Consider the following 26719-nt stretch of genomic DNA (forward strand, 5'->3'; position numbering starts at 1 on the left):
TTAGGGAGTGAAAAAAAATGCACATACACAAATATGAAAAGATATGGCTAATTTTTGGAATTAGTGCACTTGTCATCTTTTTAGTCATCTTAGGATTCGGCGCATTCTGGCAAGGCACACATCCACAAAGCCATGGAGTCACAATCGATCCAGAAAACATCGAAGCACATGAAGCCTTTCAGGAGGATAATTTAGGATTAACGAAAGTAGGCGATGATAAATATATTGTCAATATTATCGCATCTGCATTTAATTATAACCTCGGTACTGATGAGGATGGAACACCAGTTAAACACATTCGAATTCCAAAAGGTGCTACCGTTTTATTCCAAGTAACAACACCTGATGTCGTTCATGGATTTAATGTTGCTGGAACAAACGTAAATATGATGGTTGAACCTGGATATATCAGTAGCTTGGAGACAGAATTAAACAAACCTGGTGAATATACCATTGTATGTAATGAGTATTGTGGTGTTGGCCACCATATGATGTATGCAACATTGGAGGTGTATGAATAATGGGAATTGCAAAATTAGAAGATGCAAAATCAAGTCAAAGTTTACCAATTACGAAACCAGAATCTAGATTGTATATGTCCTTTATACATGTTGCATTTATTTCCTTACTAATTGGTGGTTTAATGGGACTGTTACAAACGCTTGTACGTTCTGGTAAATTCGAACTACCATGGGGAATTGATTATTATCAGATCTTAACAGTCCATGGTGTTATATTAGGACTTGTTCTTACAACCTATTTTATTATTGGATTTCACTTTGCCCTAATGGGAAAAACAGTAGGGATCTCTGAAAAACAACGTAAAGTTACCTGGTTAGCCTTCTGGGTTATGGTTGTCGGTACCATCATGACAGCTACTACAATTTTATTAGGTGAAGCAAGTGTTCTTTATACATTCTACGCACCATTACGTGCACATCCTGCCTTTTATATTGGACTAGCACTTGTTATCATTGGTAGTTGGGTTGCAGGCTTTGTCAATTGGCGTCAGTTATATGTATGGAAAAAACAAAACCCTGGTGTGAAATCACCTTTAGCTGCATTTATGGTCACAATTAATACACTATTATGGTTTATTGCATCACTTGGTGTAGCTGCAGCAGTATTAATTCAATTCATACCTTGGTCTTTAGGATATGCAGAAACAATTAATGTGCTTGTTAGTCGTACATTATTCTGGTATTTTGGACACCCACTTGTTTATTTCTGGTTGTTACCTGCATATATGGCATGGTATCTCGTAATACCTAAAATTATTGGCGGAAAAATCTTTAGCGATTCACTTGCAAGAATGTCGTTTGTACTATTTTTATTCTTCTCCATCCCAGTTGGCTTTCACCACCAACTAACAGAACCTGGTGTTGATCCAACATGGAAATTTATTCAGGTTGTTTTAACGTTTATGGTGGTTATTCCAAGTTTAATGACCGCATTTTCACTATTTGCTACATTTGAAATTACTGGTCGTAAAAAAGGATATGGTGGTTTATTTGGATGGTTTAAACACCTTCCATGGAAGGATGTGCGATTTTTAGCTCCATTTATTGGAATGCTTGCTTTCATCCCAGGTGGTGCAGGCGGAATTATTAATGCATCTCACCAAATGAACGCGGTTGTCCATAATACAATATGGGTTACAGGGCACTTCCATTTAACAGTTGCAACAACGGTTATTCTAACATTCTTTGGTATAACATATTGGCTTGTACCACATTTAACAGGAAGAAAACTAACACCTCAACTGAATAAATTAGGAATTGTACAAGCAATTATTTGGACAGTAGGTATGACAATTATGTCCGGTGCTATGCATATCGTTGGTCTATTTGGTGCACCTAGACGTTCTTCTTACTCAGAATATGGTGGTACAGAACAAGCTTCAGAATGGATTGGATATCAGTTAGCACAAGCAGTTGGTGGCACAATTCTCTTCATCGGTATATTGTTAATGATTTACATCTTTGTGAAGTTAACCTTCTTTGCACCAAAAGGAGAAGAAGAATTTCCAATTGCTGAAGAGGAAGAAGATGCAGAACCTACTCCAGCATTCTTTGAAAATTGGAAATTATGGATTGCGATTACTATTGCATTAATTTTATTTGCATACACGATCCCGTTTGTGGATATAATTCAAAATTCACCTCCAGGATCAAAACCATTTGATTTTCCAATAGGAAGATAGAAAGTCTAAAAGGGGACAGTTCTCAAAACTGTCCTCTTTTATTGTTTAGGTGTGGAACCTACCTTGCGTAAAGCACCTATTGTCTTAGTAAAGTTAATGCTTTTTCTTCTGTTGGAATTCTGATGGTTAATAAAAGGCCATGTAAAATTGGGAAAATGATTGCCGTAATATAGGCACCAAAAAGTAATGGAATAATAAATAACTCAATTGCTACGATGATATAGTTAGGGTGTTTGACATATTTATAAGGTCCCCTCGTAATAGGTGTAAACTTTGGTAACACAATAATTTTTGTATTCCAAAATCGTCCCAACGACTGGATACACCATATCCGCAATAGTTGTGTAAGCACAAATATTGCCAATAAATAGTAGTTTACAGATGCATTAATAGGATTTCTGAGCATTACTTCTAAAAGAATGGAGAGAAAAAAGATGCTATGAACAAGCACAAACCATTTATAATGTTGTGCTCCGAGCTCAAGTGCTCCCCTTTCCTTCATCCACTGTTCATTGCGTTTTGCAATGCGTAACTCCATCAATCGTTGTAAGATAACAATGGTAAATAATATCCACATTAAGAATGTCATACTATATCCACTCCACAAGTAATAGTTCAGAACTAAAACCAGGGCCAAGAGCAGAAATAATACTTTTTTCTTGTTTCTCTATCTTTTCTTTCATCCATTCATAAAGTACAAACAAAACAGTTGCAGAAGACATATTTCCATGTTCACGTAATACTGAATAGGACTTTTCAAATTTGCTACTTGATTCATTTAGGACGGATTCCATAGCCTCTATAACTTTCCTTCCTCCAGGATGTGAAATATAAGAATGGATCTGTCTTCTACCCAGTGCCGTTTTTGATAAAAACGATTCTATATGTTTCTGCCAAAATGAATGTACAAGAGCTGGAATACTTTTAGAAAAAATCACTTCTAGCCCGTTGTTGTTTACATTCCATCCCATTACATCTGTGCTATCCTTTTTGGTTAAGGAACTTGTTTCAATTACTTTAGGGATTGGTAAGTTAGAGGAGCGATCCTCTAACAACATAGAGTCTACCCCACATACTAAAGCTGCACTTATCCCGTCACCGAAAAGTGCACTCCCGATGATATTACTTTTATTCAAATCTTGTTTTTGGAACGTTAAACTACATAACTCACAGCATACTACTAAAGCAGATTTATCTGGGTTTGCTTTTACCCAATCAACTGCTCGGCTCAAACCAATTGCACCACCAGCACAACCTAATCCCCATAATGGCATTCGCTTAATATCTTCGGCAAATGGTCGCTTATTCATTAATTCCACATCAAGACTTGGCGTGGCAATACCTGTACTAGAAACAAAAATAAGCATATCAACAGCATCATATGGTATATCTCTTGTAAGAAAATAATTATTAGTTAAACAATCGTCAACGGCCTTTACTGCATATTCCGCTGCATAGGTTTGATACAAGTCGTTTTTCTCCTGAAACGTATGGTCCTCTGTAAACCAATTAGCGTCAACCACAAATTGCCTATTAGAAACGTTTGCATTATCAAAAACTGGAAGTAACCGTTTAATTCGTGAATCGTTATCATGAAAAATTTGTTGAACGAGTTGCTTTATTTCATCTTGTTGAATATTATTAGGTGGTATTGCAACACCAGTTGAGCAGATATAAGCCATAGTGTCACCTTTCTTCGTTGTCTATAATTGATAAATTTTGGTGTATTTGTCAGTTAAGTATTGAATGAGATACTGCGGGTTTATATCTTCCTCTGTCACCTCTTGCACAATGTCTAATGGTTTTTTCATCTTTCCAAATTGATGTATATGTTCTGTTAACCATTGCCTAATTTTATGGAAGTCCCCATTTTTTATAAACGAATCAATATCGTTCGTGGAATCTAATACATGATGAAACTGAGCTGCATAAATATAACCAAGAGCGTATGACGGAAAATAACCAAAATCTCCACTCGACCAATGAATATCCTGCAGTACACCCAGCCTGTCATTTGGCGGTTTGATACCTAAATATTCCACCATTTTTTCATTCCATGCTTCAGGGAGATCTTTAACAGCCAATTCATCATTCATTAATGCTTTTTCTAACTCATATCGAATCATAATATGAAGACAATACGTTAATTCATCAGCTTCAATACGTATGTAGGAAGGTTGTACATCATTTATTAAGCGATAGAACTCTTCTAATTCTATGTTTTGAAATGGTTTAGGAGCATAGGTTAAAAAAGTGTCATAATGTGATTCCCAAAATGACTTCCTTCTACCTATAAAGTTTTCCCAAAACAAGGATTGTGATTCATGAATACCCATAGAAGTTCCTGTTGATAACGGTGTATTACTTAACTTAGGGTGGATATTTTGCTCATATAATGCATGTCCACCTTCATGTATTGTCCCAAAAATAGCCATACGAAAATCTTGTTCATCATAGCGCGTAGTGACACGAACATCATTTCGATTAAGGGGAATAGCAAATGGATGAACGGTTTCGTCTAAACGTCCTGATGTAAAATCATATCCCATTTCTTCTAAAACTTTCACACTAAATGCCTCTTGATCTTGTTTTGGAAAAGGGATTAACAATTTGGAAGCAGCTAATTGGTGATCACTTTTATTTATTTTATCTACTAAATTGGTTAATGATTCGCGTAAGGGTAGGAATACATCATCTAATTGCTTGGTAGTCATTCCTGGTTCAAATCGATGTAGTAACGCATCATATAAATTATCATCATATCCCCAGTAACTTGCGAATTTCTTATTATAGGTCACCAATTGTTCTAAATATGGTTGGAATAAAGTAAAATCCGATTTTTCTCTGGCCTCTTGCCATACGGATTCTGCTCTGGATTGTAACATGACAAACTCTTTAAACTCTTCTTTCGGAATTTTTTTGTTCTGTTCATAGGTTTCTTCACATACTTCTATTGCTCGTTTCACAACTTCATTCTCAGTCCTGTTCTTTAACACATCAATAAAATGTTTCATTTCATCTGAGGTTTCAATCGAATGAAGTTTTTCAGAAAGAATACCGACTACATTCGAACGTTGTTCAACAGCTTTTTTTGGGATTTTTGTGCGCATATCCCAATGTGTTAACATAATTGCCTCTTGATAGGCTGATTGTTCCTTTAATAATTGTAAAAAATCGTTTTCAATAGTATTTATATTCATTTTTACTCTCCCTTTATTTTTTGTCCAAAATACTGATAGTAATCCGCTCGAATAAACCCATTAAATAATTTTCTTTTTTTCGTAGCCTTTTGACCATACGTTGACTCAAATGACTCGAATGCCGTTAAGATATAGACGCTCCATGATGGATGTTCTTTCATTATATTTCCAAAATCATGATAAATTTGTCCAATTTCTTCTTTATCTCCTAGTCGCTGGCCATACGGCGGATTAGCTATAATATACCCGTTCTCCTCTTTAATCGTTAAGTCTTGTACACGCATTTGCTTCCATTCAATTAAATCACCAAGTCCTGCTTCTATAGCATTGTCACTAGCAATTTGAATGAGTTTATGATCTATATCTGAACCTCTTATATCGATTTTTTGATCATAATTTGCTTTATCCTCGACTTCTTCTAATGCCATTTCCCAATCTTTCTGTTTGATAATTTCCCACTCTTCACTAGCAAATTCCCGATTAAATCCTGGTGCAATATTTTGCCCAATCAACGCTGCTTCAATTGGTATCGTACCCGAGCCGCAAAATGGATCCAATAGCGGATAATCCGGTGTCCAGTTCGTTAATAAAACTAAAGCTGCAGCTAATGTTTCTTTTAACGGTGCATCACCTTGACCAATACGATATCCTCTCTTATGTAAACCTGAGCCAGAAGTATCAATAGTTAATTGGGCAATATCTTTATGTAAGGCAACTTCAACTTTATACAATGCCCCTTTTTCAGGCATATTAGAAGCTAGGCCATATTTCAATTTTAATCTCTCTGCAATTGCCTTCTTTGTAATTGCTTGACAATCTGAAACACTAAACAAGGTTGATTTAACAGACTTTCCACTTACTGGAAACCTCCCATCTTCACTAATAAATTGTTCCCATGGGAGCGCTTTAACCGCTTCAAATAATTCATCAAATGTTTTGACCTTCGCTTCACCTACTAAGACTTTTACACGATCTGCTGTTCGAAGCCATAAGTTGCACCGAGGTATTGCCAAAGCTGGCGCTTGGAAAATAACTTTTCCATTTTCTATAGTTGGTTCGTATCCTAGTGCTTCTACCTCCTTGCCCACAACAGCCTCTAAGCCCATTGCAGCAGTAGCAATTAAAGTAATATCTTGAGCCATTATGAATACCCTCTCTTTTCTTTTTTTCTATCCATATAGTTTACCATAATAAAACAAAAATAACCTTTCTAATAGTCACCTATTAGAAAGGTTATGTTCATTTCGCGCTATGACCTATTGAATACTCGGTAAGCCATGTTCTGTATCCTTTGTACTCAAACAGTGGTCAACTTTGTACGCCGGTCGTAATCATCTATCTACAGGCACTTAACCTGTCCCTTTTTCGGTTCAATTCCCTAATCAAGGATGCCCCTACCATTATTTGGGTTGCTCACTCGTGGGGTTTACCGCGTTCCACTCAGATTGTTTCCAATCTGACTTCGTCACTGTGGCACTTTCAAGTGTACTAATCCATATCCAAAGGACGTAGGACGTTTCACTGCCGTTAGCCAGTTAATGGCTACCTTGACTTATGATTTCGTCAAGCACGAACACTACAAGCATCGCAGCTTGTGTGAGCATGGACTTTCCTCTGCATGCAAATTCATGCAGCGATTACGTGAGTATTCAATAATAATGTAAATAATAGTATACCATAGATATCCTAGTAAAGCACTGGTAAATTAAGTCAATTATTCCGAATCAGCAACCTTCTTTCCAAATACCGCTTTCTCTAAGTTAGATAACCGCTTTAAAATATCATAATTTACTTGATGGTTTGGTGTTGCGCTTCTTGTTCTTGGTGTTTCTGTTTGCTTTTGTTTTTTTAATCGCTCGTTTTCTTGTCTTAGTCTTTCAATTTCTTGTTGAAATGCATCATAATCCTGAATTACGATATCAAGAAATTCATCTACCTCTTCTTGATGATAGCCTCTCATTGCAGTTTTGAATTCTTTTTCTAGTATATTTTTTCCTGTGAGTTGAATTTTGTTGTTGGACACCTTACCCTCACCTCAATTTTCACAAAGTCACTTATATTTTTTCAAACAAATGATAGCTTGTCAATTTAATTTTATTATTGTTTTATTTTATTATGTCTTTTTTTGGAATTAATTGTTTTTAGTGAAGGTTGTTTTCTAAAAGATTGTTGCTCTTTCAAGTATAAATCTTAATGCATAGTTGATGTATGATGCGCAGTAGTTTAGCTTATGAATACCGCTACGGAAAAACACTTCGCTTTCACCAGGGGCATAAGTGCGACATCTGTTCAAACTTATGTTTTCACAGTGTCTTCTTTACCGCGGGGGAGTGGTAAGCCTCCTCGGGCTATCGCCCTGTGGGTCTCACCGATCTCCTACTTCCCGCAGGAGTCTCCGTATTTTTCCTACGCTAGCTCGTGTTCTATTTCTTATTAATATCATCATTAATGCTAGAACAATAGTTGATTGGAGCGTAGGACAGTCGACTCCTGCAGGAAAAGCACGTGTCCGAAGACCCTGGAGGAAGCGGTCTTCTTCCGATATCTAGCTACAGCGCCTACCCCCTCGAGGTCTTAAGTCAATCCTCTTTGTGGCAAAAAGCGCCACACCGAGGCTCGGCTTAAGCTTGGCAGATAAGAAATACTTTCTTACTGCATAAGTGCAACTAAGGCTTTCGCCACTCGGCGACAAGCCAAGTTTTCTAATCGGGGGTGACCAAGGCACTTACGCTTTTCTATAGAGGAGGCTGATGCCGTGCCTGCGGTAAAGAAGACACTGTGAAAACGTAAAGTTTGAACAGATGTCGCACTTATGCCCGTGGTGAAAGCGACTGTCCGAAGCGGAAATCAATGGCACCTTTTATTGCACATAATATAGTTAATACGACGTTAAAAAACAACAAAGAATAGGATAAGGGCCTAGTCCAATTAGAAAAACTCGCATTCGCTCGTCCTTTAGGGAATATGTTCGTTTTTCTATATTTGGGACATTAAAATTTTAGCAACGAGTCCACTTCTTAGCTAAAATTTTATACTTTCCTAACATGTAAAAAAAGCTGAAATATCAGCTCTTTTATTTATCATCGATTAAATCACTTGGCTGAAAAGAAAAAGGCAATAACTCTTCCATGACAATCGATTTAATATTATTTTGGAGATTTGTTAAATGAATTTTCGTGTCACGATCAAAGAATTCACTCATTACTTGTCTGCATGAGCCACAAGGCGGGACTGGTCGTTGTGTATCTGCTGCCACGGCTAATTCTTCAAACTCGGTTTCGCCTTCTGAAATCGCTTTAAAAATTGCTACACGTTCAGCACAGCAACCTACCGGGTATGCAGCATTTTCAATATTACAGCCTGTATATACTTTACCAGATTTCGTACGTAGTGCAGCTCCAACAGGAAATTTTGAATATGGTACATATGCTCTATTTCGTATCCCAATAGCTTCTTCGATTAGCTGGTCTTTGTTCATGTGTTGAATCCCCTTTCAACGTTAAATGGAAACTAATTATAAAAGATATAGTAGGGATTGTAAAGGCTTATTGTAAATCGTTTAATAATTGATCTAAAATATAATGAATAGAATGATTAAGTTCCATATATCTTTTTCGCTTAACATCAATATAATAGCTGTGCATTAGTAATAATTCCATGTTTTCCTTGGTAGATGTAACTTGTTGTGGGTGTACATTTACTACCCTTCTTTTAACAACATCGAGGGCTTTTTCCTCCCATTCTTCTAACAGCTCATAAATTGGTTTTGTTTCTTTCTTAACTTTTTCAAAAAAGGCATGGTCCTTTCTGCTTTCTGGAGGATCTGCTGTTTCAAAACGTTGTTGTAATTGATCTAGGTATATCTTGAATTGCTTTGTTTGTGTACTGATATCTGTCATTATAATCCTACCTTTTGTTTAATATACCTCTACTTTATCACGATCTTAAAAAAATAACATTCATTTAATTTTTATATAGTTTTACAATAGATCGTTTTGTTTGTTGTGCCTCCTTGTATTGTTCATTAAAACGATGTTCAATCGTATCATCAACCTTCATAATTAATTTTTGCTCCATTTTTCTTACTTGATCTGATATATATTGTAATGATTTAGCATATGTTTCTTTCTCTACTCCATTCGAGTGAAACGTTAACTCTCTTGCTACATCCATTTTATACGCACCTCTTTCTGGATTATTTATACACCTATTCGTTAAAACAAATTCATCTCCTCCACGTTCGACAAAACTAGAAGAAAAGGCACAAAACTAGTGATGGTTTACACATTTTTTTACGATAGTTAGACAAAATAAATAACAAGGAGGTTGTTAATATGAAAAGACAGAAAGGTCAAAAGCGGACTGAAGAGGATCGAAAAAAACGTTCTCCAAAGCCAGGAGATAAAAAAATGGATGGACCAAATCGTCCTTCTACTTAATAATGAAAAAAATATGATGGCTTTCATCAAAAAAGGATTTGTTATTACAAAAACAAATCCTTTTTTATGTGAAAAGACTATTTTTCAAGTGGTAGTATGCATATAACATATTCCGTTTTTTGTAAAATCTCTTCCCTGTATCCTTATATGACTTTGGCAATGAACAAGGTTGTAACCACTTTTGTCTGATACCCCTATAAAGATACCAATCTTTTCGAATATTATCTTGATGAGAAATAGGCGGATAAGTTGTCCGTACCATTACACGTTTTGTTAATGAGGCACCCATGTATTTTTCATAATCACACCTTGAACCAGTATGCTCCGTTGTTACAGCAAAATCGAATATCGATTCATAATAATGAGGATGGAACAAAATCGATGCAATTTCTTTTCCTAGTGTGATTCGGTTCGTTAGTGTTGTGAAATCTTTTACAAATCTTCCATATAAGCTATTTGATCTTGTAGGTAACAACACAGCATTCATTAATAACCAATTTTGGATGCGATATGGCATTTGAAAAAAAACTCGTTTTTGAAAGTAATTATTTTGAATAACTGGGGTTTCAATTACATTTTGTTCATTAATAATAAGTGCAATCATTAACCTTTCTTGATCTTGGTTTTCCCAGAAATATTCCCATTCCTTAATCATGAACTGGGAAACATGAAATTTTTCTAATAAGTAAAAAAGCGGTTTATGTTGCTGTAGTGATAATTGATAAATTAGTAATTGAGGAAATGCATCTGAAAAAATAAGCCAATTTGCACGTTCATACGTCATAAATAGCCGCTTTCGTTCTTCCTGATGAAGAATTTTATGAAATGGTGCTAATTTTAAATCTGTCATATTCCAACCAGCATTACGGGATACCAAACTCGCTAAAAAGGCCCATTTTATTTCAGGAAATAAGAGGTAAAAATGAAAATAGGCGTTTGTTCGAGAAATGTTATCTAAATTATGTCTCTTTGTTTGTTTTGTTATATAATAAAGATAATGATGTTTCCCCTTATCCATAAATAAACATAACCTTTCTTCATTGTTATACTAAGTTATCTTAAAGTAATTGGACTATTTTACTTTTTACAAGAAGAGGCTATTTTATGCTTTTCGTTATTAATAATTCTTCTTTTTTTGATATGATACTGACATAAATAGGGGGAGGATCGTATGAAATATCCGAATGGAAAGAAGCTTTCTTCTACTAAAGAAAAGTTAAGTTTACCAGATAATAGTTTCAGTAACCGTGGAATGTCATTAGAGGCTGACATAAATGTTACAAATAACTATTACTTACAAACAAATAAAGCAGTTATCCATAAAAAACCGACGCCTGTACAAATTGTAAATGTAAATTATCCAAAGCGCAGTGCTGCTGTTATTACAGAGGCATACTTTAAGCAAGCATCAACTACTGATTATAATGGTATTTACCGAAATAAATATATTGATTTTGAGGCAAAAGAAACAAATCATAAAACACGCTTTCCGTTAGCAAATATCCATAATCATCAAATAGAACACTTAGATGCAATTATTCAACAAGGGGGAATCGGATTTATTATTATTCGATTTACCGCTCATCAAGAAACCTATTTTATGAAAGCAAAGCAACTTTTTCGCTATTGGAACGACAAATTAAATGGTGGACGAAAATCAATACCATATGATGCTGTAAAAAGTGAGTGTTATGAGATACCATTTCATTATTACAAACGAGTTGATTATATATCTATTATCGATAAGCTTTATTTTTAGAACGGAGGAATGACCTATGGCAGACAGTAGCCGGTCTCGAACTGCTCGAAGAAGACAACAAAAAGCAAAAAGGAAGCCATTATGGAAAAAAATAATATACACTATTTTAATCATATCGCTCACCATTTTCATCGGTGTAGGAGCATTATTCACATATTATATTGCAACTGCACCTGAAATTGATGCTTCCAAATTATCTGACCCTCTATCATCGACAATACTTGATAAAGATGGGGAACCAGTTGCCAATTTAGGAGCAGAACGTACAAAAGTTTCATATGAAGACTTGCCTCAAATACTTATTGACGCAGTTACAGCTACTGAAGACGCCCGATTCTTTGAACATTCAGGAATTGATATATGGCGTATCGGTGGTGCAGTCCTTGCAAATATTACGAATGGATTTGGTTCTGAAGGAGCTAGTACCATTACACAGCAAGTGGTGGAAAAATCCTTCTTATCACCAGAGAAGAAAATTAGTTTGAAAGTACAAGAACAATGGCTAGCACTTAAGCTAGAACGAGAATACACAAAAGAAGAAATATTAGAGATGTATTTAAATAAAATTTTCTATGGAAATAATTCATGGGGTGTTGCTAGAGCAGCTGAGAACTACTTTGGTAAAACCGATTTGCAGGAGTTAACACTTGCAGAAGCGGCTATACTTGCTGGATTACCACAGCGCCCAACTGCCTATAACCCTTTTGAAAACCCTGATTTAACGAAAGAGAGAATGAATACTGTACTCAATTTAATGGTGCGTCATGATAAAATTACCGAAGAAGAGGCTGATGAAGCTAGAGAAGTAGATATTCCATCATTACTCACCGACAATCGAGCCAAATCAACACCCTATACTGGTTTTCTCCAACAAGTACGAAAAGAGGTTATTGAAAAAGTAGATGGTGCTGATATTTATACAGATGGTCTAACTATCCATACTACATTAGATACAAGCATTCAGGAACATGTGGAATTTTTACTTTCCGATAGTGAAGATAACCCTATTGATTTTCAGGATGAGGGTGTGCAAGCTGGAATGGTTGTGTTGGATACCAATAATGGTGCAATACGGGCTATTGGTGGTGCGCGTGGTGGACTGGAAAATGATGGCTGGAATTATGCTATTGATGGTGATGGTCATCAACCCGGTTCGACTTTCAAGCCAATTGTTGCTTATGGTCCAGCAATTGAATACAATAAATGGTCAACTTATCACCAAATTAATGATGATAAACCATATGAAGTTGCTGGCACGGATTCTGTAATACGTAACTGGAACCGACAATATGGTGGATGGATGACTGCTCGCCATGCATTAAATCAATCGCTAAACGTTCCTGCTGTGAAAACATTAGAGGAAACTGGCTATCAAAATGCAAAAGAATTTGCTGAGGGCTTAGGCATCACATTTGCTGAGGACACGATTACGATACGTGATGCCATTGGTGGAACGAGTACAAATGCTACCCCACTTGCTGTAGCTGGGGCATTTCGCGCGTTTGGTAATGAAGGGATTTACAACGAGCCATATGCGGTAACGAAAGTAGAATTCCCAGAAACGGGTGAAGTTGTCGAATTAACACCAGAACCAACGGCTGTTATGTCAGACTATACAGCTTACATGATCACCGATATGTTAAGAACAGTTATGACACAAGGTACTGGAACAGAAGCAAATGTCCCAGGTCTCCCTATTGCTGGTAAAACAGGAACAACTAACTTAGAGGATGTGGAAGGAAGTCCTGACTCATGGCTTAGTGGATATACGCCAAACTATACGATTTCTATTTGGACTGGATATGGAGAAGAACGAAATCCATTACCAACAACTAAGATTCCACATGCAATATTTAAAAATACAATGGATACAATCCATGAAGGCATTGAAACTGCTGATTTTGAACGGCCTGATTCAGTTGTCGAAGTTGAAGTTGAAAAAGGGTCCCGTCCAGCTAAATTACCAAGTGAATTTACACCTAGTTCTGAACGAGTAACCGAATTATTTGTTAAAGGAACAGAGCCAAGTGATACATCTGAAAGATTTGATCAGCTAGATCCTGTGGAAAGCCTAAGCGCAGAATATAGTGATGATGAGGAAACCATACAAGTCAATTGGGAATATAGTGGTGATGAAGATGTATCCTTTGAAATTAGTTCAAGTGAAGATGGAGGGCAAATGCAAGTCCTATCAACAACTGAAGATACTACAATGGAAATATCAGAAATAACACCTGGTGTATCCTATGACATTCAAGTTATTGCAATAAGTAACGAAGATGAAAATGTCACGAGTGAACCAGCAACTACAACTGTAAATGTTCCTGAGGAAAATGAGGAAGATGAAGAAGACAGGGAAGATGAAGGAGCAAACATACCTGGGGTTGAAAATTTAAATGCGGTTCTAGATGGTACCATCATTGATGTTACATGGGACTATAACGGACCTCCTGCATCATTTGAAGTCTATGTGACACCAAATGAACAAACTGAAATTATAGAGGCAAATGGTATCGAAATTGCTAACCTTTCCCTAGGAGAGACCTATACCATTACCATAACACCTATTGGCCAAAATGGTGCCAATGAAGATGTACGTGGTGATCCAAGAGAGGTTATAGTTGAAACATTTGCCGAAGATAATAATGATGAGGATAATAACGAGGAAGTAGAAGAAGATGAATAAGTTCAAACGAAAAGGCGTCCACAAATATGGGCGCCTTTTTTTCGTATTGTCCTCTTATATTTTCTCAAGTTTTTTCATCCGTTTTTGGCCTTCTCGACATAAATCAAGCAATGGACATTCTGGACATTCTGGATTTCTAGCTTTACAGTGATATCGTCCAAAAAAGATCATTCGGTGATGAGTATCAGCCCATTCATCTTTAGGGACCTTTTTCATTAACGTTTTTTCAACTTCTAAAACAGAATCTTTCCATCTGCAAATTCCTAATCGTTTAGAAACTCGCTCTACATGTGTATCTACAGCAATAGCTGGTTCACGAAATGCAACAGATGCAACCACATTCGCTGTCTTTCTCCCTACTCCTGCTAATTGCATTAATTCGTCTTTCGTACGTGGAACTTCCCCATCATATTCATCAAGAAGCACACGACATAATTTCCGTATATTTTTTGCTTTATTTCGATACAAGCCAATTGATCTAATATCTTGCTGTAATTCTTCTAAAGATACTGCTAGATAATCTTCTGGGGTTTGATACTTTTCAAATAAACTAGCCGTCACTTTATTCACTAAGACATCTGTACATTGAGCTGAGAGTAATACAGCAATCACTAGCTCAAAAGGGTTGCGATGGTTTAATTCGCATTGTGCATGCGGAAACATTTCTTTCATGACATCTAAACAGTGTCTAACCTGTATTTTTGTTAACATTTTATTACTCTTCTCCCTCTAACCAATTATAATAAAACGAAGTGTCACGCTTTTTAGCATTTTCTTCCGTATACCGTGTTTGTTTTTGATGGAATCCTTTACTTGCATTACGTGCTTGTTCAACTGTTTGAACACCTTTCTTTTTCCATTCTCTGAGAATTCGATCCAAATATTTAAAATTTAATTTTCCCATTAACACAGATTCACGAAGTGCAGCTTTAATTAACGCTGGTGATTGTTGATCTTCATCCAGCCAGACATTTATTGTTTCAATCTCAAAAGGAGAAAGTGGTCTACCAAACTCTTGTTCAAATAAAAGAAATAAGCTGCCTTCCCCTCCTGTATTCTCATTAGATGTTTGCCTTTTTGTATATAATTTTTCAAACAGTGGTTCAAGACTATAGGATTCACTTATTTGTTGATCTTCATTTTCATTTTGTTCAATCGTTAGAACACCTTTTTGGATAAGGTAACGTAACATACTCGCACATTCTTTTTCATCCATGGTTACATAAGATGCAAGTTGATCAGGTGTAGGGAACTCAATGTTTTTTAATAAAAAACGGTAAATTTGTATGATTAGCATAACTTCTTTTTCATTTAAATCGAGACTTTTATAAGAAGTTAGCAATTTGGTAGGTATAGACATTTGGTCTAAAATAATTTGTTCAAAAGAAGCGAATTTCGACATTTAGGAACACCTCTACTATAGTATAGCATGAAATAAGCAATGGTTATAAAACAATGGTCTTCCCTTCTATTGGTTATCCATTAATTATTATTTGATGGCTGTTTTCTAAAAATTTGTCGCCTTTTCACATATAAATTTCATTGAATAATAGATGTATTAAGCGCAATAGTTTTATCTATGAATACCGCTACGGAAATACACTACGCTTTCCGCGGGTGGCTGTTGAGCCTCCTCGTGCTACTGCACTGCGGGGTCTCACCTATGCCTCTTTTCCCGCAGGAGTCTCCATGTATTTCCTCCACTAGTGACATGCATTTTTGGTCTATATCATTATTGATGGTAATACGATGTAATGGGTCGAATTTCAATATAATTATATACTCCGCATCATATCTTCTTACTTGTTAGTAAAATTATTCCAAGCAGCGGAAAATACGAGACTCCTACAGGAAAAGGAACAGTCTGAAGACCCCACAGCGAGCGTACTTTGCTCGCGATGTCTAACTTCGACGGACAGGACGTCCTAGTGCCGATAGACATAAGGACGTGGCGTTTTCATCGGCCAGCGCCTACCCCCTCGAGGTCTTAAGTCAATCCTCTCTGTGGCACAAAACGCCACGCCGAGGCTTGGCTTAAGCTTGGCAGATAAGAAACAAAACATTCTTACTGCATAAGTGCAACTGAGGCTTTCGCCATAAGAACTTGGCGAAAAGCCTAGTTTTCTAATCGGGTGTGACCAAGGCGCTTACGTTTTCTATGAGGAGGCTGAGGCGTTCCCCGAGGGAAAGAAAACACTGTGAAAACGACCGTTGGGAGTTTAAACAGATGTTGCCCTTGTGCCCATGGTGAAAGCGAGTGTTTTCCGCTGCGATGGTTGAACACACATTCAATAAAGGATGATAAAAAAGCATGAAAAAAACTACTGCGTATAATATAGATGTTGCGACGTTAAAAAAAACATGGAATACGAGAAGACCCTATTTGATAAAAGCAAACTGACAGATGGGAATCGACAGCGTTACGTCATAGTATAAGTTTATAAAAAAATCCCCTGTACAAGACGACAAGGGATTTTTACCGTAAGCATATAATATATTATGGGTATAGTCGATTCAATAACCGTGGGAATGGTATTGTTTCGCGTACATGATCCACACCCGCTAACCATGCTACCGTACGTTCTAATCCAAGACCAAACCCGGAATGTGGTACACTTCCATATTTACTTAATTCCAAATACCACTCATAGGCTTGTCCAGTTAATCCATGTTCTTCATAACGCTGTTTCATTAACTCTAAGTCATCAATCCGCTGAGAACCACCAATAATTTCACCATATCCTTCAGGTGCAATTAGGTCTGCACATAATACTACTTCTTCTCTTTCTGGATGTGGTTTCATATAGAATGCTTTAATATCTTTTGGATAGTTGATAATAAAAACTGGTTTATCAAAAGACTCCGCGATCGCTGTTTCATGTGGGGCACCAAAGTCCTCACCCCACTCTATATCAGTAAATCCTTTTTCTTTTAACAGATCAATCGCGTCATCATACGATATCCGTGGGAATGGAGCTTTTATTTGCTCTAGTTTTGCCGTATCTCTTTCCAAAATATTAAGTTCAAGACGACAATTTTCTAGAACTGACTGTACCACAAACGATACATATTGTTCTTGAATTTCTAAGCTTTCCTCGTGATTGACAAATGCCATTTCTGGTTCAATCATCCAAAATTCAATTAAATGTCTTCTTGTTTTTGACTTTTCTGCTCGAAATGTTGGACCGAATGAGAATACTTTACCAAAGGCCATTGCGGCAGCTTCCATATATAGTTGTCCACTTTGCGATAAATAAGCCTCTTCATCGAAGTACTTAGTATGGAACAATTCCGTTGTACCTTCAGCAGATGAACCCGTTAAAATTGGTGGATCAATTTTTACATACCCATTATCATTAAAGAATTGATAAGTAGCCCGAATGATTTCATTCCTTATTTTCATCACAGCATGCTGTTTTTTAGAACGTAACCAGAGATGGCGGTGATCCATCAAAAACTCTGTACCATGTTCTTTTGGCGTGATTGGATAATCCACTGCCTCATGAATTAACTCAATATCATTTACTTGCATTTCAAACCCTAAAGGCGAACGTTTGTCCTCTACTATTGTTCCTGTTATATACATAGAGGATTCTTGTGTCATATCTTTTGCTAATTGAAAAACTTCTTCTGATACGTCATTTTTCGCTACAACAGCTTGCATAAAACCTGTGCCATCACGTAATTGTAAAAAGGCAATTTTTCCACTGGAACGTTTATTTGCTAGCCAAGCACCAATGGTAACTACTTCTCCTTCATGTTTCTTAACTTCAGATATTGTTGTTTTCAAAATCATTACCTCCATCTAACTACTATTAAGATTGATGATTTGATACAAAACGTTTTATTCGTTTTGCTGCTTCTGTTAACGCTTCGATTGATGTTGCATACGATAACCGAACATTATTTGATGCGCCAAAGCCAGAACCTGGAACTAAGGCAACTTTTTCTTCTTCTAGAATTGCTTTCACCCAATCATCAACATTTGAAAATCCGTTTGCATTAACAGCTTCTGTTACATTTGGGAATAGATAAAAAGCACCTTTTGGTTTTTCACAGGTGATACCAGGTACATCAATAATTAAATCATATAATGTATCCAGTCGTTTAGAAAAATCGTTTCGCATTTCAATTGTTGGGTCTTCCTCAGCTTGATAGGCGGCTAAGGCAGCATATTGTGCTATCGTTGTTGGATTAGAAGTTGAATGGGAAGCTAAGTTGGTCATTGCCTTAATAATTTCTTGATTACCAGCAGCATAACCAATTCGCCAACCAGTCATAGCATGTGACTTAGATACCCCATTAATAATAACCGTTTGCTCTTTTAGTTCTGGTGAAATTTGAGCAATGGAAATATGTTTATCGTTCGTATAGATCAGTTTTTCGTATATTTCATCTGACACAATGATAGTGTCATGTTTTAAGCAAATCTTCCCAAGTTCCTCTAATTCTTCTTTTGAATACATCATTCCTGTTGGATTACTTGGTGAGTTAATAATAACTGCTTTGGTCTTTGAAGTAATTGCTGCCTCCAATTGAGCTGGTGTTAGTTTAAAGCTATTTTGCTCTTTTGCTTCAACAAATACAGGATTTCCTCCTGCTAACTTAATCTGTTCAGGATAGCTAACCCAGTATGGTGTAGGAACAATGACTTCATCTCCCTCATTTAAAAGGACTTGAAATAAGGTAAATAAGGCATGCTTAGCACCTGTAGTAACAACAATTTCCTCTGGGGTAAACGTTAAGTTGTTATCACGCTTAAACTTATCAACAATTGTCTCCCGTAATGGAACTATTCCTCCTGCAGCTGTATATTTAGTCATTCCTTCATCCATAGCTTTTTTTGCTGCTTTTAGAATATACTCAGGCGTATTAAAATCTGGCTCACCAGCACCTAACCCAATAACATCATGACCTTGTTCTTTCAATTGCTTTGCTTTAGCAGTAATTGCTAACGTGGAGGATGGCGTAAGCGTTTTTACCCGATTTGCTAATTCCATTATTTTCATCCTTTCTATTCAAAAGTTTGTTTGAAGCGTAACTGTTCATATTGAGAGCCATCGTACATGGATATATAATCCAATACATACCGGTCTTTCTCATCTCTATATGTTAATTCCCATAGAGGCCTTTCATTTATCATCGCTGGGCTTATCTTTATGAATTCACACTCATCACAAGTTTGACTCCATTCATCTACCGCTTGCTTTTCTGATATAATTTCATCTTGATCAATTAGTACTATATCTTTTTGATCATTGTCTAGATTCAGAAATGCGATTTGTTCTTGAGTATCGTCTGTACTTCCAAATAAAATATGGTAAGCTTCTTTTCCTTGAAAATTTTTAATGGTATCAATTTGCTGGAGGGTTGTTTCACGAATCACTATTTCCTCTGAATTAGAAAAACCTGTTGTACGTTGTTCCTGGACAATCTGATATAAATAATAGCTGTACACCAATAATGCAATCATACAAATAGTGATTACGGCTATACTCCATTTCAACCACGTTGGAAATAAATTTAATTTTTTCATCATAACCTCGATTTAGGTGGGATCCTTGACTTCACATTTTAAAAACTTATATGTATTTACCTGTTGTCTCAGTGTGATTGAAAGGCTCATATCCATAAAATTCCCTCCATTTTAAAACCTGCTTTTTTTATCAAATATTGTTAGTCATAGGAACAGTGACAGTGTACAAAATAAAAATATCGTTGAAGTTAATGAAGCCCTTAAATTATAACACACTTTCTTATATGATTTGACAAGGAGTACGTGTATTAATTTCAACTGATAAATCAACCAGCCCATACCATTTTAACACTGATGCAACAATCTTGCATCAGTGTTATTACATAAATAACCCCTTAAGGTCACATGTTAAAACCATTTTGTTGCTTTCTCCATTAGCTGGCCTGTTGTGTCGAATGTTGTTGGTACAAATGGAATGGAATCTGTAAAATATTTACCGTAACGAGCTTGAATTATTCTTGCATCACACACAAAGATAATTCCTCTGTCACTCGAGGAACGAATTAAACGTCCAAATCCTTGTTTAAAACGAATTACTGCATTTGGTAACGCTAAGTCCATAAAGGCATTTTTACCTTGTTCTTTTAGATTTTCTGCTTTTGCCTCATAAATTGGATGATTAGGTGGTTGAAATGGCAACCGTACAATCATTAAACACGATAAATCGTCACCTGGAATATCGACCCCTTCCCAAAATGAACTTGTCCCTAATAAAATAGCTTTATCAAAAGATTGAAAGTTCTTCTTAAGCCTTGTACGACTTCCACTTGAAATACCTTGTGCAATTAACATAAAGTCCTCTATTTCCATCATCTCTCGTAATAGGCTATAGCATTTACGAAGCATTTCATACGACGTAAATAAAACAAGCATCCTTCCATTGGTAATATTGGCTAAAGAAAGGATTGATTCACATGTTGCATAAATAAATGCATCAATATTACCGTGTTTGATTGATGGAAAGTCATTCGGTATTAGCAATTGAACTTGGTTTTCATAAGAAAATGGTGATGGAATTGTCTTTGTTATAACTTGTTCTTTTTCTAACCCTAAACGGTCCAGCATAAATGAATAGGAATTCTTCATCGTTAACGTTGCACTTGTTAGAACAATACTTTTTTTAGCTCCGAAGAAGTCATCCCCTAAAAAGGATGCTATTTCAGTTGGTTCACTGTAAATTTGGACTGTATTTTTAGAGCCGTGAACATCAACTTCTATCCAATTTACCTCTTTATTCGAGTCCTCCATTAAAAAGATGTGTTCACTTTGATCAATGATGGCTTGCAATTGTTCTATATAAGAAAGGACTTCTTCCCTACTATTTTTTTCAATTTGACCTTGATCAACAACGGATTGCTTTAGTTGTGCCAGTATGTGAATGAGATCTCGTAGTAAAAAAATGAATCGATTCACCATTTCTTTAATTGTTTCCCATATTCTCGGGTCCTCTTCACTTCTCATAAAGCGATATTGGATACGGCCAACATCACTTATTGCTTTTTCCGATTTTCGTTGGATTACATACGAGAAAAGCATCTGGAATAAGTCATCTAATTCATATTTAACATTGCCATATCGTTCATTCCATTTAGACATTATATTGTTCTCTAATGAAACAGCGTGATCTCTGATAAATTTTCCTAACCAACCATTCTCTTCAACTGTACCAATTTGATTCAGAACATATTGGATAGACATATAATCTAACTTTAACCCATAATGTTTGGACGCTGTCTCTTCTAAATGATGTGCTTCATCAATAATTGCCATATCATAGGTTGGCAGAAATTGATAATCATTAAAAATATCTGTACATAGTAATGCATGATTCGTAATGATCAAATGTGCCCTTTGAGCTTTATTTTTCGCCTTTTGATAATAGGAATGATAAAACCATGGTGACTGGGGATCAATTGCTCCCTCTGCATCAGAAGATATTTTTTTATAAAAAAGATACCCGCTAGAAGGTAATTGAATCTCATCAATATCTCCCGTTTCTGTTTCTGATAACCATACTAAAATCATTGCTTTTGTTAAGGTAATATCATAATTGTCTTGTTCCGAGTTGCTCAGTTCGTGTGCAAATTTCTCTAAACTAATATAATGTTGTCTTCCTTTTAATAAGGCAACATTAAATGGGAATGGAACGACTTTTTGGATAAAGGGGATCTCTTCTTCTAATAGCTGAGATTGTAGCTGGGTTGTATACGTACTTATGATTATTCGTTTATTCAACCGAACGGCTTCATAAATTGTAGTAAGTAAATATGCCACCGATTTCCCAGTACCTGTCTCTGCTTCAATTAAGGCATGTTTGCCTCCTGTGAATGCATCATAAATCACTTCCGACATTTCCCGTTGACCTGCTCTCCGCTCATAATGCGCCATTTGCTGGTGCATTCTCCCATTTATTTCATACAAATCATCTAGATATTCACCAAAGGAAATAGAGAGTGTCTTTTTGTCCGTTGTATCGTCGGGTATCTTTTTAAAAGCAAGCCCTTGAAATGTTTCTATATCTGTCCGTTCTTGTATCGAAAAAGCCAATTCATCCGATCTATCTTTTAGCAACTGATACAGATCTGATTTAAGTCTAGGTTCCAATGTTAACAGATGTTCAATCGTTTCTGCTGGTAACTTTTCTATTTTTTGTAACATCTTCAAGAATAAGTCTGCTGTTACATAAGCATCTGACAATGCTCGATGAGGATCATCATGCTGAATTTGTAAGTATTCTGCTAATTGACCTAATTTAAATCCCGGAGCCTGCGGATATAACACACGCGCTAGTTCAACAGTGTCCATAACAGGGTTTGTTACTCTATTTTCCCCAATTGCTGCAAGCTCTTCATTTAAAAATCCAACATCAAATGGGACATTGTGTGCGATAATGTAACAACCTTCTATCATATTCGTGATATCTGATGCAACCTCTTCAAAACGAGGTGCTTGATATACATCATCATCATGAATACCGGTTAATTTAGAGATGAACGATGGTATTGGTTGGTTAGGGTTCAGTAAGGTGGAAAACTCATCAGAGATTTTATTATTTTTAATAGTAACAATTCCTACTTCAATTATTTTATCTTTATTTGCTGCAGCATGTCCTGTTGTTTCAAGATCAATGATAGCATATTTGTTCATTCGTCCCACCATACCCTTTATCATTACTGTTACTTAGAAATATATTACCATTCAATTTCCGCTGAATAGAGTTTTATTTGTTCCCCTTCTTTTTCGGCTAATAAAGCACCATCTTCGGCAATTCCCAGTATGGAGCCATACCAGCGATCTTTCATTGTATTAATCCAGACAGATTCTCCTAGTTTATACCCATAGTTTTCCCACTTCTCTTTCACAACTGGAAAACCTTGATCAAGATATACCTGGTAGGCAGATTCAAATGTCAGTAAAATGTTTTGAATCATATCCCGAATATCCCAATCTCGATCTGATTCTAATCTTAGGGATGTCGCTTTTCCTTTTAGATCCTTTGGTATATCTTGTTCTGTATGGTTTACATTTATCCCTATACCAATCACAACATATTGTATTTGGTCTTGTTCTGCTTGCATCTCAGTTAAAATACCTGCAACCTTTTTATGATTAATGAAAATATCATTAGGCCATTTGATTGCAGGATTTAATGGTGTAACTTTCGCTAATACATCACATAGAACGGTAGCAGTCAATAATGTAAGCTGTGGGGCAAGATGTGGTAATAACCTAGGTCTTAATACTAAACTCATCCAGATCCCTTTACCATTTGTTGAATGCCACGTTCTGTTCAGTCTTCCCTTCCCCATCGTTTGTTCATCTGCAATAATGACAGTACCATGTTCTGTATCGTCACTTGCAAGCTGTTTAGCAAGTATTTGTGTGGAAGGAATTGATTCCTTATGATAAATTGTTTTCCCAAGCCAGTTAGTATTTAGTCCCCATTTAATTGTGTTTGAACTTAGCTTCTCAGGATAGGCAATAATCCGATATCCCTTATTGGACACACCTTCAATGGTATACCCATCTTTCTCTAGCTCTTTCATATGTTTCCATACAGCACTCCGAGAGATTGCTAGTTCTTTTGATAATTGCTGACCAGATATATATGTACTGTCATTATTCGCTAATATCTGTATTAATTTATTTCGGGTGGATTCCATCTTATCCACTCCCTTAGCTCTTGTTTTGAATTGATAACATTACCCATTACCACTTCTTTTTCCATTTGATTCAACAAGTTTCGAATCCAAGGTCCTTTTTCTTTTTCTGGAAAAAGCTGTTGGATTTCTAAACCATTTATCGCTAACTCATTTCTAGATTGAATCGGTAGTTGTTGTGCTTCTTCATGGATCTCTTCAACAGTTAAAGAATTTTCCCATAAACTATTTGTTAAACGGATAAATCCAGCATAATACGCTTTTGGTAAACGATAAAGAAGCCAGGAATTAAGCCCAGTGGTTTCAAAATATGTAAGTGCCTCTACAAGTTCCATAGCTTCTTGTTTATTCCGCTTTGAAGCCTTCCATTCTTTAATCCAAGTTTTAATCGGAACCGTCTTTTCAATGTAATGTAATAATGCAATAATCTCACCGAATGATTGTAATGGCACTAGGCTTGAAGGAATTTGCTTGATTATGCTTGGATGCTCTTGAATTACTGGTAAATAATGGTGTACACCTGTTTTTTTTATATAGGTAAAACCGCGTAATACATCGCCTCCAGCAAATAGCTTAATTATTTCTGTCGTAATCCGTTCAACGGCTATTGTTCTAATTTGAGGAGCTACTTGAACCATTGCTGCCAACGTTTTTTCTTCAATAACAAAGGACAATTGGCTAGCAAATCGTAAAGCCCGAATAATACGTAATGGGTCTTCTGTAAACCGTTCATGACCATTTCCAACCGTACGAATGAGTTGTTGCTGCAAATCTTTTTTTCCATTAAATAAATCTAAGATCTTACCATGCTTATCCATTGCTAATGCATTAATAGTGAAATCTCTTCGTTGTAAATCTTGATCGATCGATGAAATGAATTGAACATGATCAGGGTGTCGTTGATCTGAGTAGTCACCGTCTACACGATAGGTGGTGACTTCGTATGATTCACCCTTCAAACGTACAATGACTGTCCCATGTTCAATTCCAACTGGGATAACATCATCAAAAATAGATTGTATCGTATGAGGCTTTGCTGATGTAGCTATATCGATGTCCCCAATTTTTTTATCTAATAAAGAATCACGGACACAACCGCCTACGAAAAAAGCCTCATAGCCATGTTCTTCAATTTGTTCAATTATGTTAATTGCATCTTTAAAGGGTGCTTCCATGATGCTATTCACCTAATTTCGATGTTGATAACTTTAAAGCTTCTTCATACACATTTATATATTGTTGAACGATTTCCTGCGAGTTAAAGTTTGTTCTAGCATGATGAAGTGCATTCTTTCCAAATGCTTGTAATAGCTCATCCTCTTTTAACAATTGAATTGCATAGCTAGCTGCTTGATCTATGTCTCCTAACTCAACAATATATCCCGTTTCCCCATGACGAATAACTTCTGGAATTCCACCGATATTCGTACCAATACATGGTACTTCACACGACATCGCTTCTAAAAGGACAAGACCAAAGCTCTCCTTTTCTGACATTAGTAATTTTAAATCAGATATGGATAATAGATCTCGAATATTTTTCTGTTTCCCTAAAAATAAAACATGGTCCTGTAATCCTAGATCTTTAACATACTGGGAAAGATCCGAGTATTCTGGTCCATCACCTATTAACAATAATTTTACTTTTACTTTTTGGCGTATTTTTTGAAAGGTATTAATAATATCATGAATTCGCTTCACCTTGCGAAAATTTGATATATGGATCATGACCTTCTCATCTTGTTCAATACCATATTGCTGTTTGATAGAAGGTAATTCCTTTTTCATATACTCAGCTTCATTCACAAAGTTATAAACCACTTTTATATCCTTTTGTACGTGTAACATTTCTTTTGTTTGACTTACTAAGCTTTTGGATACAGCCGTAACTACATCTGATTTTTCAATTCCGTGTTTAATCATCTTTTTAAATGTTTTATCAATACCTAGCACTGTGATATCTGTACCATGTAAAGTGGTTACAATTTTGACATCATGTTCTGCAATATCTTTAGCTAATATAGCACATATTGCATGTGGCATTGCATAGTGAACATGTAAGACATCAAGCTGTTCACGATCAATTACTTCAGCCATTTTGGTAGCTAAGGCTAAATCATACGGTGGATACTGGAATACGGGATAATGGTTAAGCTCTACTTCATGATAAAAAATAGTTGGATGAACACGATTTAGACGAAACGGCAAGCTGGATGTAATAAAATGGATTTCATGTCCTTGATCAGCTAATAACATCCCAAGCTCTGTTGCGATAACACCAGACCCTCCTACAGTTGGATAACAAGTTATTCCTATCTTCATTCTTCCACAAATCCCTTTTCAGAATGTTTTTTAACAATATCGCTACGCTCAATCGAATACATCAATATTTCGGCTATGGTTATATTGGTCGCTAATGGGATAGCATGTACATCACATAATCGCATCAGTGCACTCACATCGGGTTCATGTGGTTGTGCAGTAAGTGGGTCCCGTAAAAAAATAACAACATCCATCTCATGATTGGCTATCATAGCACCTATTTGTTGGTCACCGCCTTGAGGGCCTGACTGAAAACGATGAATGGATAATTTAGTTTTTTCAGCAATTACTTTACCTGTTGTACCAGTAGCATACAATTCATGCTTTTTTAACACCTTTTTATTCGCATCACTAAACCGTATAATATCGTCTTTTTTCTTATCATGAGCTATTAATGCAATTTTCATAAAAAAC

Annotated in this window: 23 protein-coding genes and 1 other RNA gene; 4 read left to right on the forward strand and 20 right to left on the reverse strand. The window is 36.2% G+C overall.

Annotated features, from left to right (window positions below; translation table 11 throughout):
* The first annotated feature begins 17 nt into the window (after positions 1–17).
* Positions 18–521 (forward strand): cytochrome c oxidase subunit II, encoded by a 504-nt coding sequence (locus tag GHC26_RS03150; RefSeq protein WP_163969818.1) that lies wholly within the window; start codon positions 18–20, stop codon positions 519–521.
* A complete protein-coding gene (locus GHC26_RS03155; protein WP_163969819.1) occupies positions 521–2203 on the forward strand; it encodes a b(o/a)3-type cytochrome-c oxidase subunit 1 in 1683 nt (560 codons plus the stop codon). The genes GHC26_RS03150 and GHC26_RS03155 overlap by 1 nt, the downstream gene beginning before the upstream one ends.
* 76 nt (positions 2204–2279) lie before the next feature.
* Here the strand turns inward: GHC26_RS03155 and GHC26_RS03160 are convergent, their stop codons facing one another.
* The 10 genes from GHC26_RS03160 to GHC26_RS03205 all read right to left on the reverse strand — a co-directional run bounded on the left by GHC26_RS03160 (position 2280) and on the right by GHC26_RS03205 (position 10860).
* The gene (locus GHC26_RS03160; RefSeq protein WP_163969820.1) at positions 2280–2792 is read right to left on the reverse strand and encodes an isoprenylcysteine carboxyl methyltransferase family protein; all 513 of its coding nucleotides are present in this window, start codon (positions 2790–2792) and stop codon (positions 2280–2282) included.
* Position 2793: 1 nt separating this feature from the next.
* Positions 2794–3885 (reverse strand): type III polyketide synthase, encoded by a 1092-nt coding sequence (locus GHC26_RS03165; RefSeq protein ID WP_163969821.1) that lies wholly within the window; start codon positions 3883–3885, stop codon positions 2794–2796.
* A gap of 21 nt (positions 3886–3906) precedes the next feature.
* Positions 3907–5403, reverse strand: coding sequence for a carboxypeptidase M32 (locus tag GHC26_RS03170; RefSeq protein ID WP_163969822.1), 1497 nt, complete (start codon positions 5401–5403; stop codon positions 3907–3909).
* Positions 5404–5405: 2 nt separating this feature from the next.
* Complete coding sequence (locus GHC26_RS03175) at positions 5406–6545, reverse strand: THUMP domain-containing class I SAM-dependent RNA methyltransferase (RefSeq protein ID WP_163969823.1); 1140 nt, start codon at positions 6543–6545, stop codon at positions 5406–5408.
* A gap of 124 nt (positions 6546–6669) precedes the next feature.
* Positions 6670–7052: RNase P RNA component class B (rnpB, locus tag GHC26_RS03180), an RNA gene on the reverse strand.
* A 65-nt stretch (positions 7053–7117) separates the two neighbouring features.
* The gene (gpsB, locus tag GHC26_RS03185; protein ID WP_163969824.1) at positions 7118–7426 is read right to left on the reverse strand and encodes a cell division regulator GpsB; all 309 of its coding nucleotides are present in this window, start codon (positions 7424–7426) and stop codon (positions 7118–7120) included.
* Positions 7427–8476: 1050 nt separating this feature from the next.
* Complete coding sequence (cdd, locus tag GHC26_RS03190; protein WP_163969825.1) at positions 8477–8881, reverse strand: cytidine deaminase; 405 nt, start codon at positions 8879–8881, stop codon at positions 8477–8479.
* A 67-nt stretch (positions 8882–8948) separates the two neighbouring features.
* Positions 8949–9302, reverse strand: coding sequence for a DUF1798 family protein (locus GHC26_RS03195; protein WP_163969826.1), 354 nt, complete (start codon positions 9300–9302; stop codon positions 8949–8951).
* A gap of 64 nt (positions 9303–9366) precedes the next feature.
* Complete coding sequence (locus GHC26_RS03200; RefSeq protein WP_163969827.1) at positions 9367–9576, reverse strand: hypothetical protein; 210 nt, start codon at positions 9574–9576, stop codon at positions 9367–9369.
* Between the two features lie 330 nt (positions 9577–9906).
* A complete protein-coding gene (locus tag GHC26_RS03205) occupies positions 9907–10860 on the reverse strand; it encodes a DUF2515 family protein (RefSeq protein ID WP_163969828.1) in 954 nt (317 codons plus the stop codon).
* Between the two features lie 153 nt (positions 10861–11013).
* Here GHC26_RS03205 and recU point away from each other — a divergent pair, with 153 nt between their 5' ends.
* Together recU and GHC26_RS03215 are read left to right on the forward strand one after the other, a co-directional pair.
* Positions 11014–11601 (forward strand): Holliday junction resolvase RecU, encoded by a 588-nt coding sequence (gene recU / locus GHC26_RS03210; protein ID WP_163969829.1) that lies wholly within the window; start codon positions 11014–11016, stop codon positions 11599–11601.
* A 16-nt stretch (positions 11602–11617) separates the two neighbouring features.
* Positions 11618–14287, forward strand: a complete 2670-nt coding sequence (locus GHC26_RS03215; RefSeq protein ID WP_163969830.1) for a PBP1A family penicillin-binding protein — start codon at positions 11618–11620, stop codon at positions 14285–14287.
* Between the two features lie 54 nt (positions 14288–14341).
* On the opposite strand, the gene nth is transcribed toward GHC26_RS03215, so the two are convergent.
* From nth to mgsA, 10 genes are all read right to left on the reverse strand, one after another.
* Positions 14342–14998 (reverse strand): endonuclease III, encoded by a 657-nt coding sequence (gene nth / locus GHC26_RS03220; protein WP_163969831.1) that lies wholly within the window; start codon positions 14996–14998, stop codon positions 14342–14344.
* 4 nt (positions 14999–15002) lie between these two features.
* The gene (locus tag GHC26_RS03225) at positions 15003–15689 is read right to left on the reverse strand and encodes a DnaD domain-containing protein (RefSeq protein ID WP_163969832.1); all 687 of its coding nucleotides are present in this window, start codon (positions 15687–15689) and stop codon (positions 15003–15005) included.
* 1095 nt (positions 15690–16784) lie between these two features.
* Positions 16785–18077: an asparagine--tRNA ligase gene (gene asnS / locus GHC26_RS03230; RefSeq protein ID WP_163969833.1), complete on the reverse strand. Its 1293-nt coding sequence runs from the start codon at positions 18075–18077 to the stop codon at positions 16785–16787.
* Positions 18078–18102: 25 nt separating this feature from the next.
* Complete coding sequence (locus GHC26_RS03235) at positions 18103–19287, reverse strand: pyridoxal phosphate-dependent aminotransferase (RefSeq protein WP_163969834.1); 1185 nt, start codon at positions 19285–19287, stop codon at positions 18103–18105.
* A gap of 14 nt (positions 19288–19301) precedes the next feature.
* Positions 19302–19823 (reverse strand): cell wall elongation regulator TseB-like domain-containing protein, encoded by a 522-nt coding sequence (locus GHC26_RS03240; protein WP_163969835.1) that lies wholly within the window; start codon positions 19821–19823, stop codon positions 19302–19304.
* A 348-nt stretch (positions 19824–20171) separates the two neighbouring features.
* Positions 20172–22970 (reverse strand): ATP-dependent DNA helicase DinG, encoded by a 2799-nt coding sequence (gene dinG / locus GHC26_RS03245; protein ID WP_163969836.1) that lies wholly within the window; start codon positions 22968–22970, stop codon positions 20172–20174.
* A gap of 44 nt (positions 22971–23014) precedes the next feature.
* Entirely contained in the window at positions 23015–23986 is a 972-nt protein-coding gene (locus tag GHC26_RS03250; protein ID WP_163969837.1) for a biotin--[acetyl-CoA-carboxylase] ligase, read from the reverse strand.
* Positions 23962–25158 carry a CCA tRNA nucleotidyltransferase gene (locus GHC26_RS03255; RefSeq protein WP_163969838.1) on the reverse strand — a complete coding sequence of 399 codons (1197 nt, stop codon included), beginning with the start codon at positions 25156–25158 and terminating at the stop codon, positions 23962–23964. Before GHC26_RS03255 ends, GHC26_RS03250 begins: the two co-directional genes overlap by 25 nt.
* A 4-nt stretch (positions 25159–25162) precedes the next feature.
* The gene (gene bshA / locus GHC26_RS03260) at positions 25163–26305 is read right to left on the reverse strand and encodes an N-acetyl-alpha-D-glucosaminyl L-malate synthase BshA (protein WP_163969839.1); all 1143 of its coding nucleotides are present in this window, start codon (positions 26303–26305) and stop codon (positions 25163–25165) included.
* Positions 26302–26712 (reverse strand): methylglyoxal synthase, encoded by a 411-nt coding sequence (gene mgsA / locus GHC26_RS03265; protein ID WP_163969840.1) that lies wholly within the window; start codon positions 26710–26712, stop codon positions 26302–26304. Before mgsA ends, bshA begins: the two co-directional genes overlap by 4 nt.
* Positions 26713–26719: the final 7 nt, after the last annotated feature.

This window comes from Oceanobacillus halotolerans (genome assembly GCF_010993955.1).
GTDB classification, from domain to species: domain Bacteria; phylum Bacillota; class Bacilli; order Bacillales; family Amphibacillaceae; genus Oceanibacillus_A; species Oceanibacillus_A halotolerans.

Bases quoted from the DNA above. Each gene is read 5' to 3' on its own strand.
- GHC26_RS03150 (WP_163969818.1), top strand. From the start codon at position 18: ATGCACATACACAAATATGAAAAGATATGGCTAATTTTTGGAATTAGT.
- GHC26_RS03155 (WP_163969819.1), top strand. From the start codon at position 521: ATGGGAATTGCAAAATTAGAAGATGCAAAATCAAGTCAAAGTTTACCA.
- GHC26_RS03160 (WP_163969820.1), bottom strand. From the start codon at position 2,792: ATGACATTCTTAATGTGGATATTATTTACCATTGTTATCTTACAACGA.
- GHC26_RS03165 (WP_163969821.1), bottom strand. From the start codon at position 3,885: ATGGCTTATATCTGCTCAACTGGTGTTGCAATACCACCTAATAATATT.
- GHC26_RS03170 (WP_163969822.1), bottom strand. From the start codon at position 5,403: ATGAATATAAATACTATTGAAAACGATTTTTTACAATTATTAAAGGAA.
- GHC26_RS03175 (WP_163969823.1), bottom strand. From the start codon at position 6,545: ATGGCTCAAGATATTACTTTAATTGCTACTGCTGCAATGGGCTTAGAG.
- cdd (WP_163969825.1), bottom strand. From the start codon at position 8,881: ATGAACAAAGACCAGCTAATCGAAGAAGCTATTGGGATACGAAATAGA.
- GHC26_RS03195 (WP_163969826.1), bottom strand. From the start codon at position 9,302: ATGACAGATATCAGTACACAAACAAAGCAATTCAAGATATACCTAGAT.
- GHC26_RS03200 (WP_163969827.1), bottom strand. From the start codon at position 9,576: ATGGATGTAGCAAGAGAGTTAACGTTTCACTCGAATGGAGTAGAGAAA.
- GHC26_RS03205 (WP_163969828.1), bottom strand. From the start codon at position 10,860: ATGGATAAGGGGAAACATCATTATCTTTATTATATAACAAAACAAACA.
- recU (WP_163969829.1), top strand. From the start codon at position 11,014: ATGAAATATCCGAATGGAAAGAAGCTTTCTTCTACTAAAGAAAAGTTA.
- GHC26_RS03215 (WP_163969830.1), top strand. From the start codon at position 11,618: ATGGCAGACAGTAGCCGGTCTCGAACTGCTCGAAGAAGACAACAAAAA.
- nth (WP_163969831.1), bottom strand. From the start codon at position 14,998: ATGTTAACAAAAATACAGGTTAGACACTGTTTAGATGTCATGAAAGAA.
- GHC26_RS03225 (WP_163969832.1), bottom strand. From the start codon at position 15,689: ATGTCGAAATTCGCTTCTTTTGAACAAATTATTTTAGACCAAATGTCT.
- GHC26_RS03235 (WP_163969834.1), bottom strand. From the start codon at position 19,287: ATGGAATTAGCAAATCGGGTAAAAACGCTTACGCCATCCTCCACGTTA.
- GHC26_RS03240 (WP_163969835.1), bottom strand. From the start codon at position 19,823: ATGAAAAAATTAAATTTATTTCCAACGTGGTTGAAATGGAGTATAGCC.
- dinG (WP_163969836.1), bottom strand. From the start codon at position 22,970: ATGAACAAATATGCTATCATTGATCTTGAAACAACAGGACATGCTGCA.
- GHC26_RS03250 (WP_163969837.1), bottom strand. From the start codon at position 23,986: ATGGAATCCACCCGAAATAAATTAATACAGATATTAGCGAATAATGAC.
- GHC26_RS03255 (WP_163969838.1), bottom strand. From the start codon at position 25,158: ATGGAAGCACCCTTTAAAGATGCAATTAACATAATTGAACAAATTGAA.
- bshA (WP_163969839.1), bottom strand. From the start codon at position 26,305: ATGAAGATAGGAATAACTTGTTATCCAACTGTAGGAGGGTCTGGTGTT.
- mgsA (WP_163969840.1), bottom strand. From the start codon at position 26,712: ATGAAAATTGCATTAATAGCTCATGATAAGAAAAAAGACGATATTATA.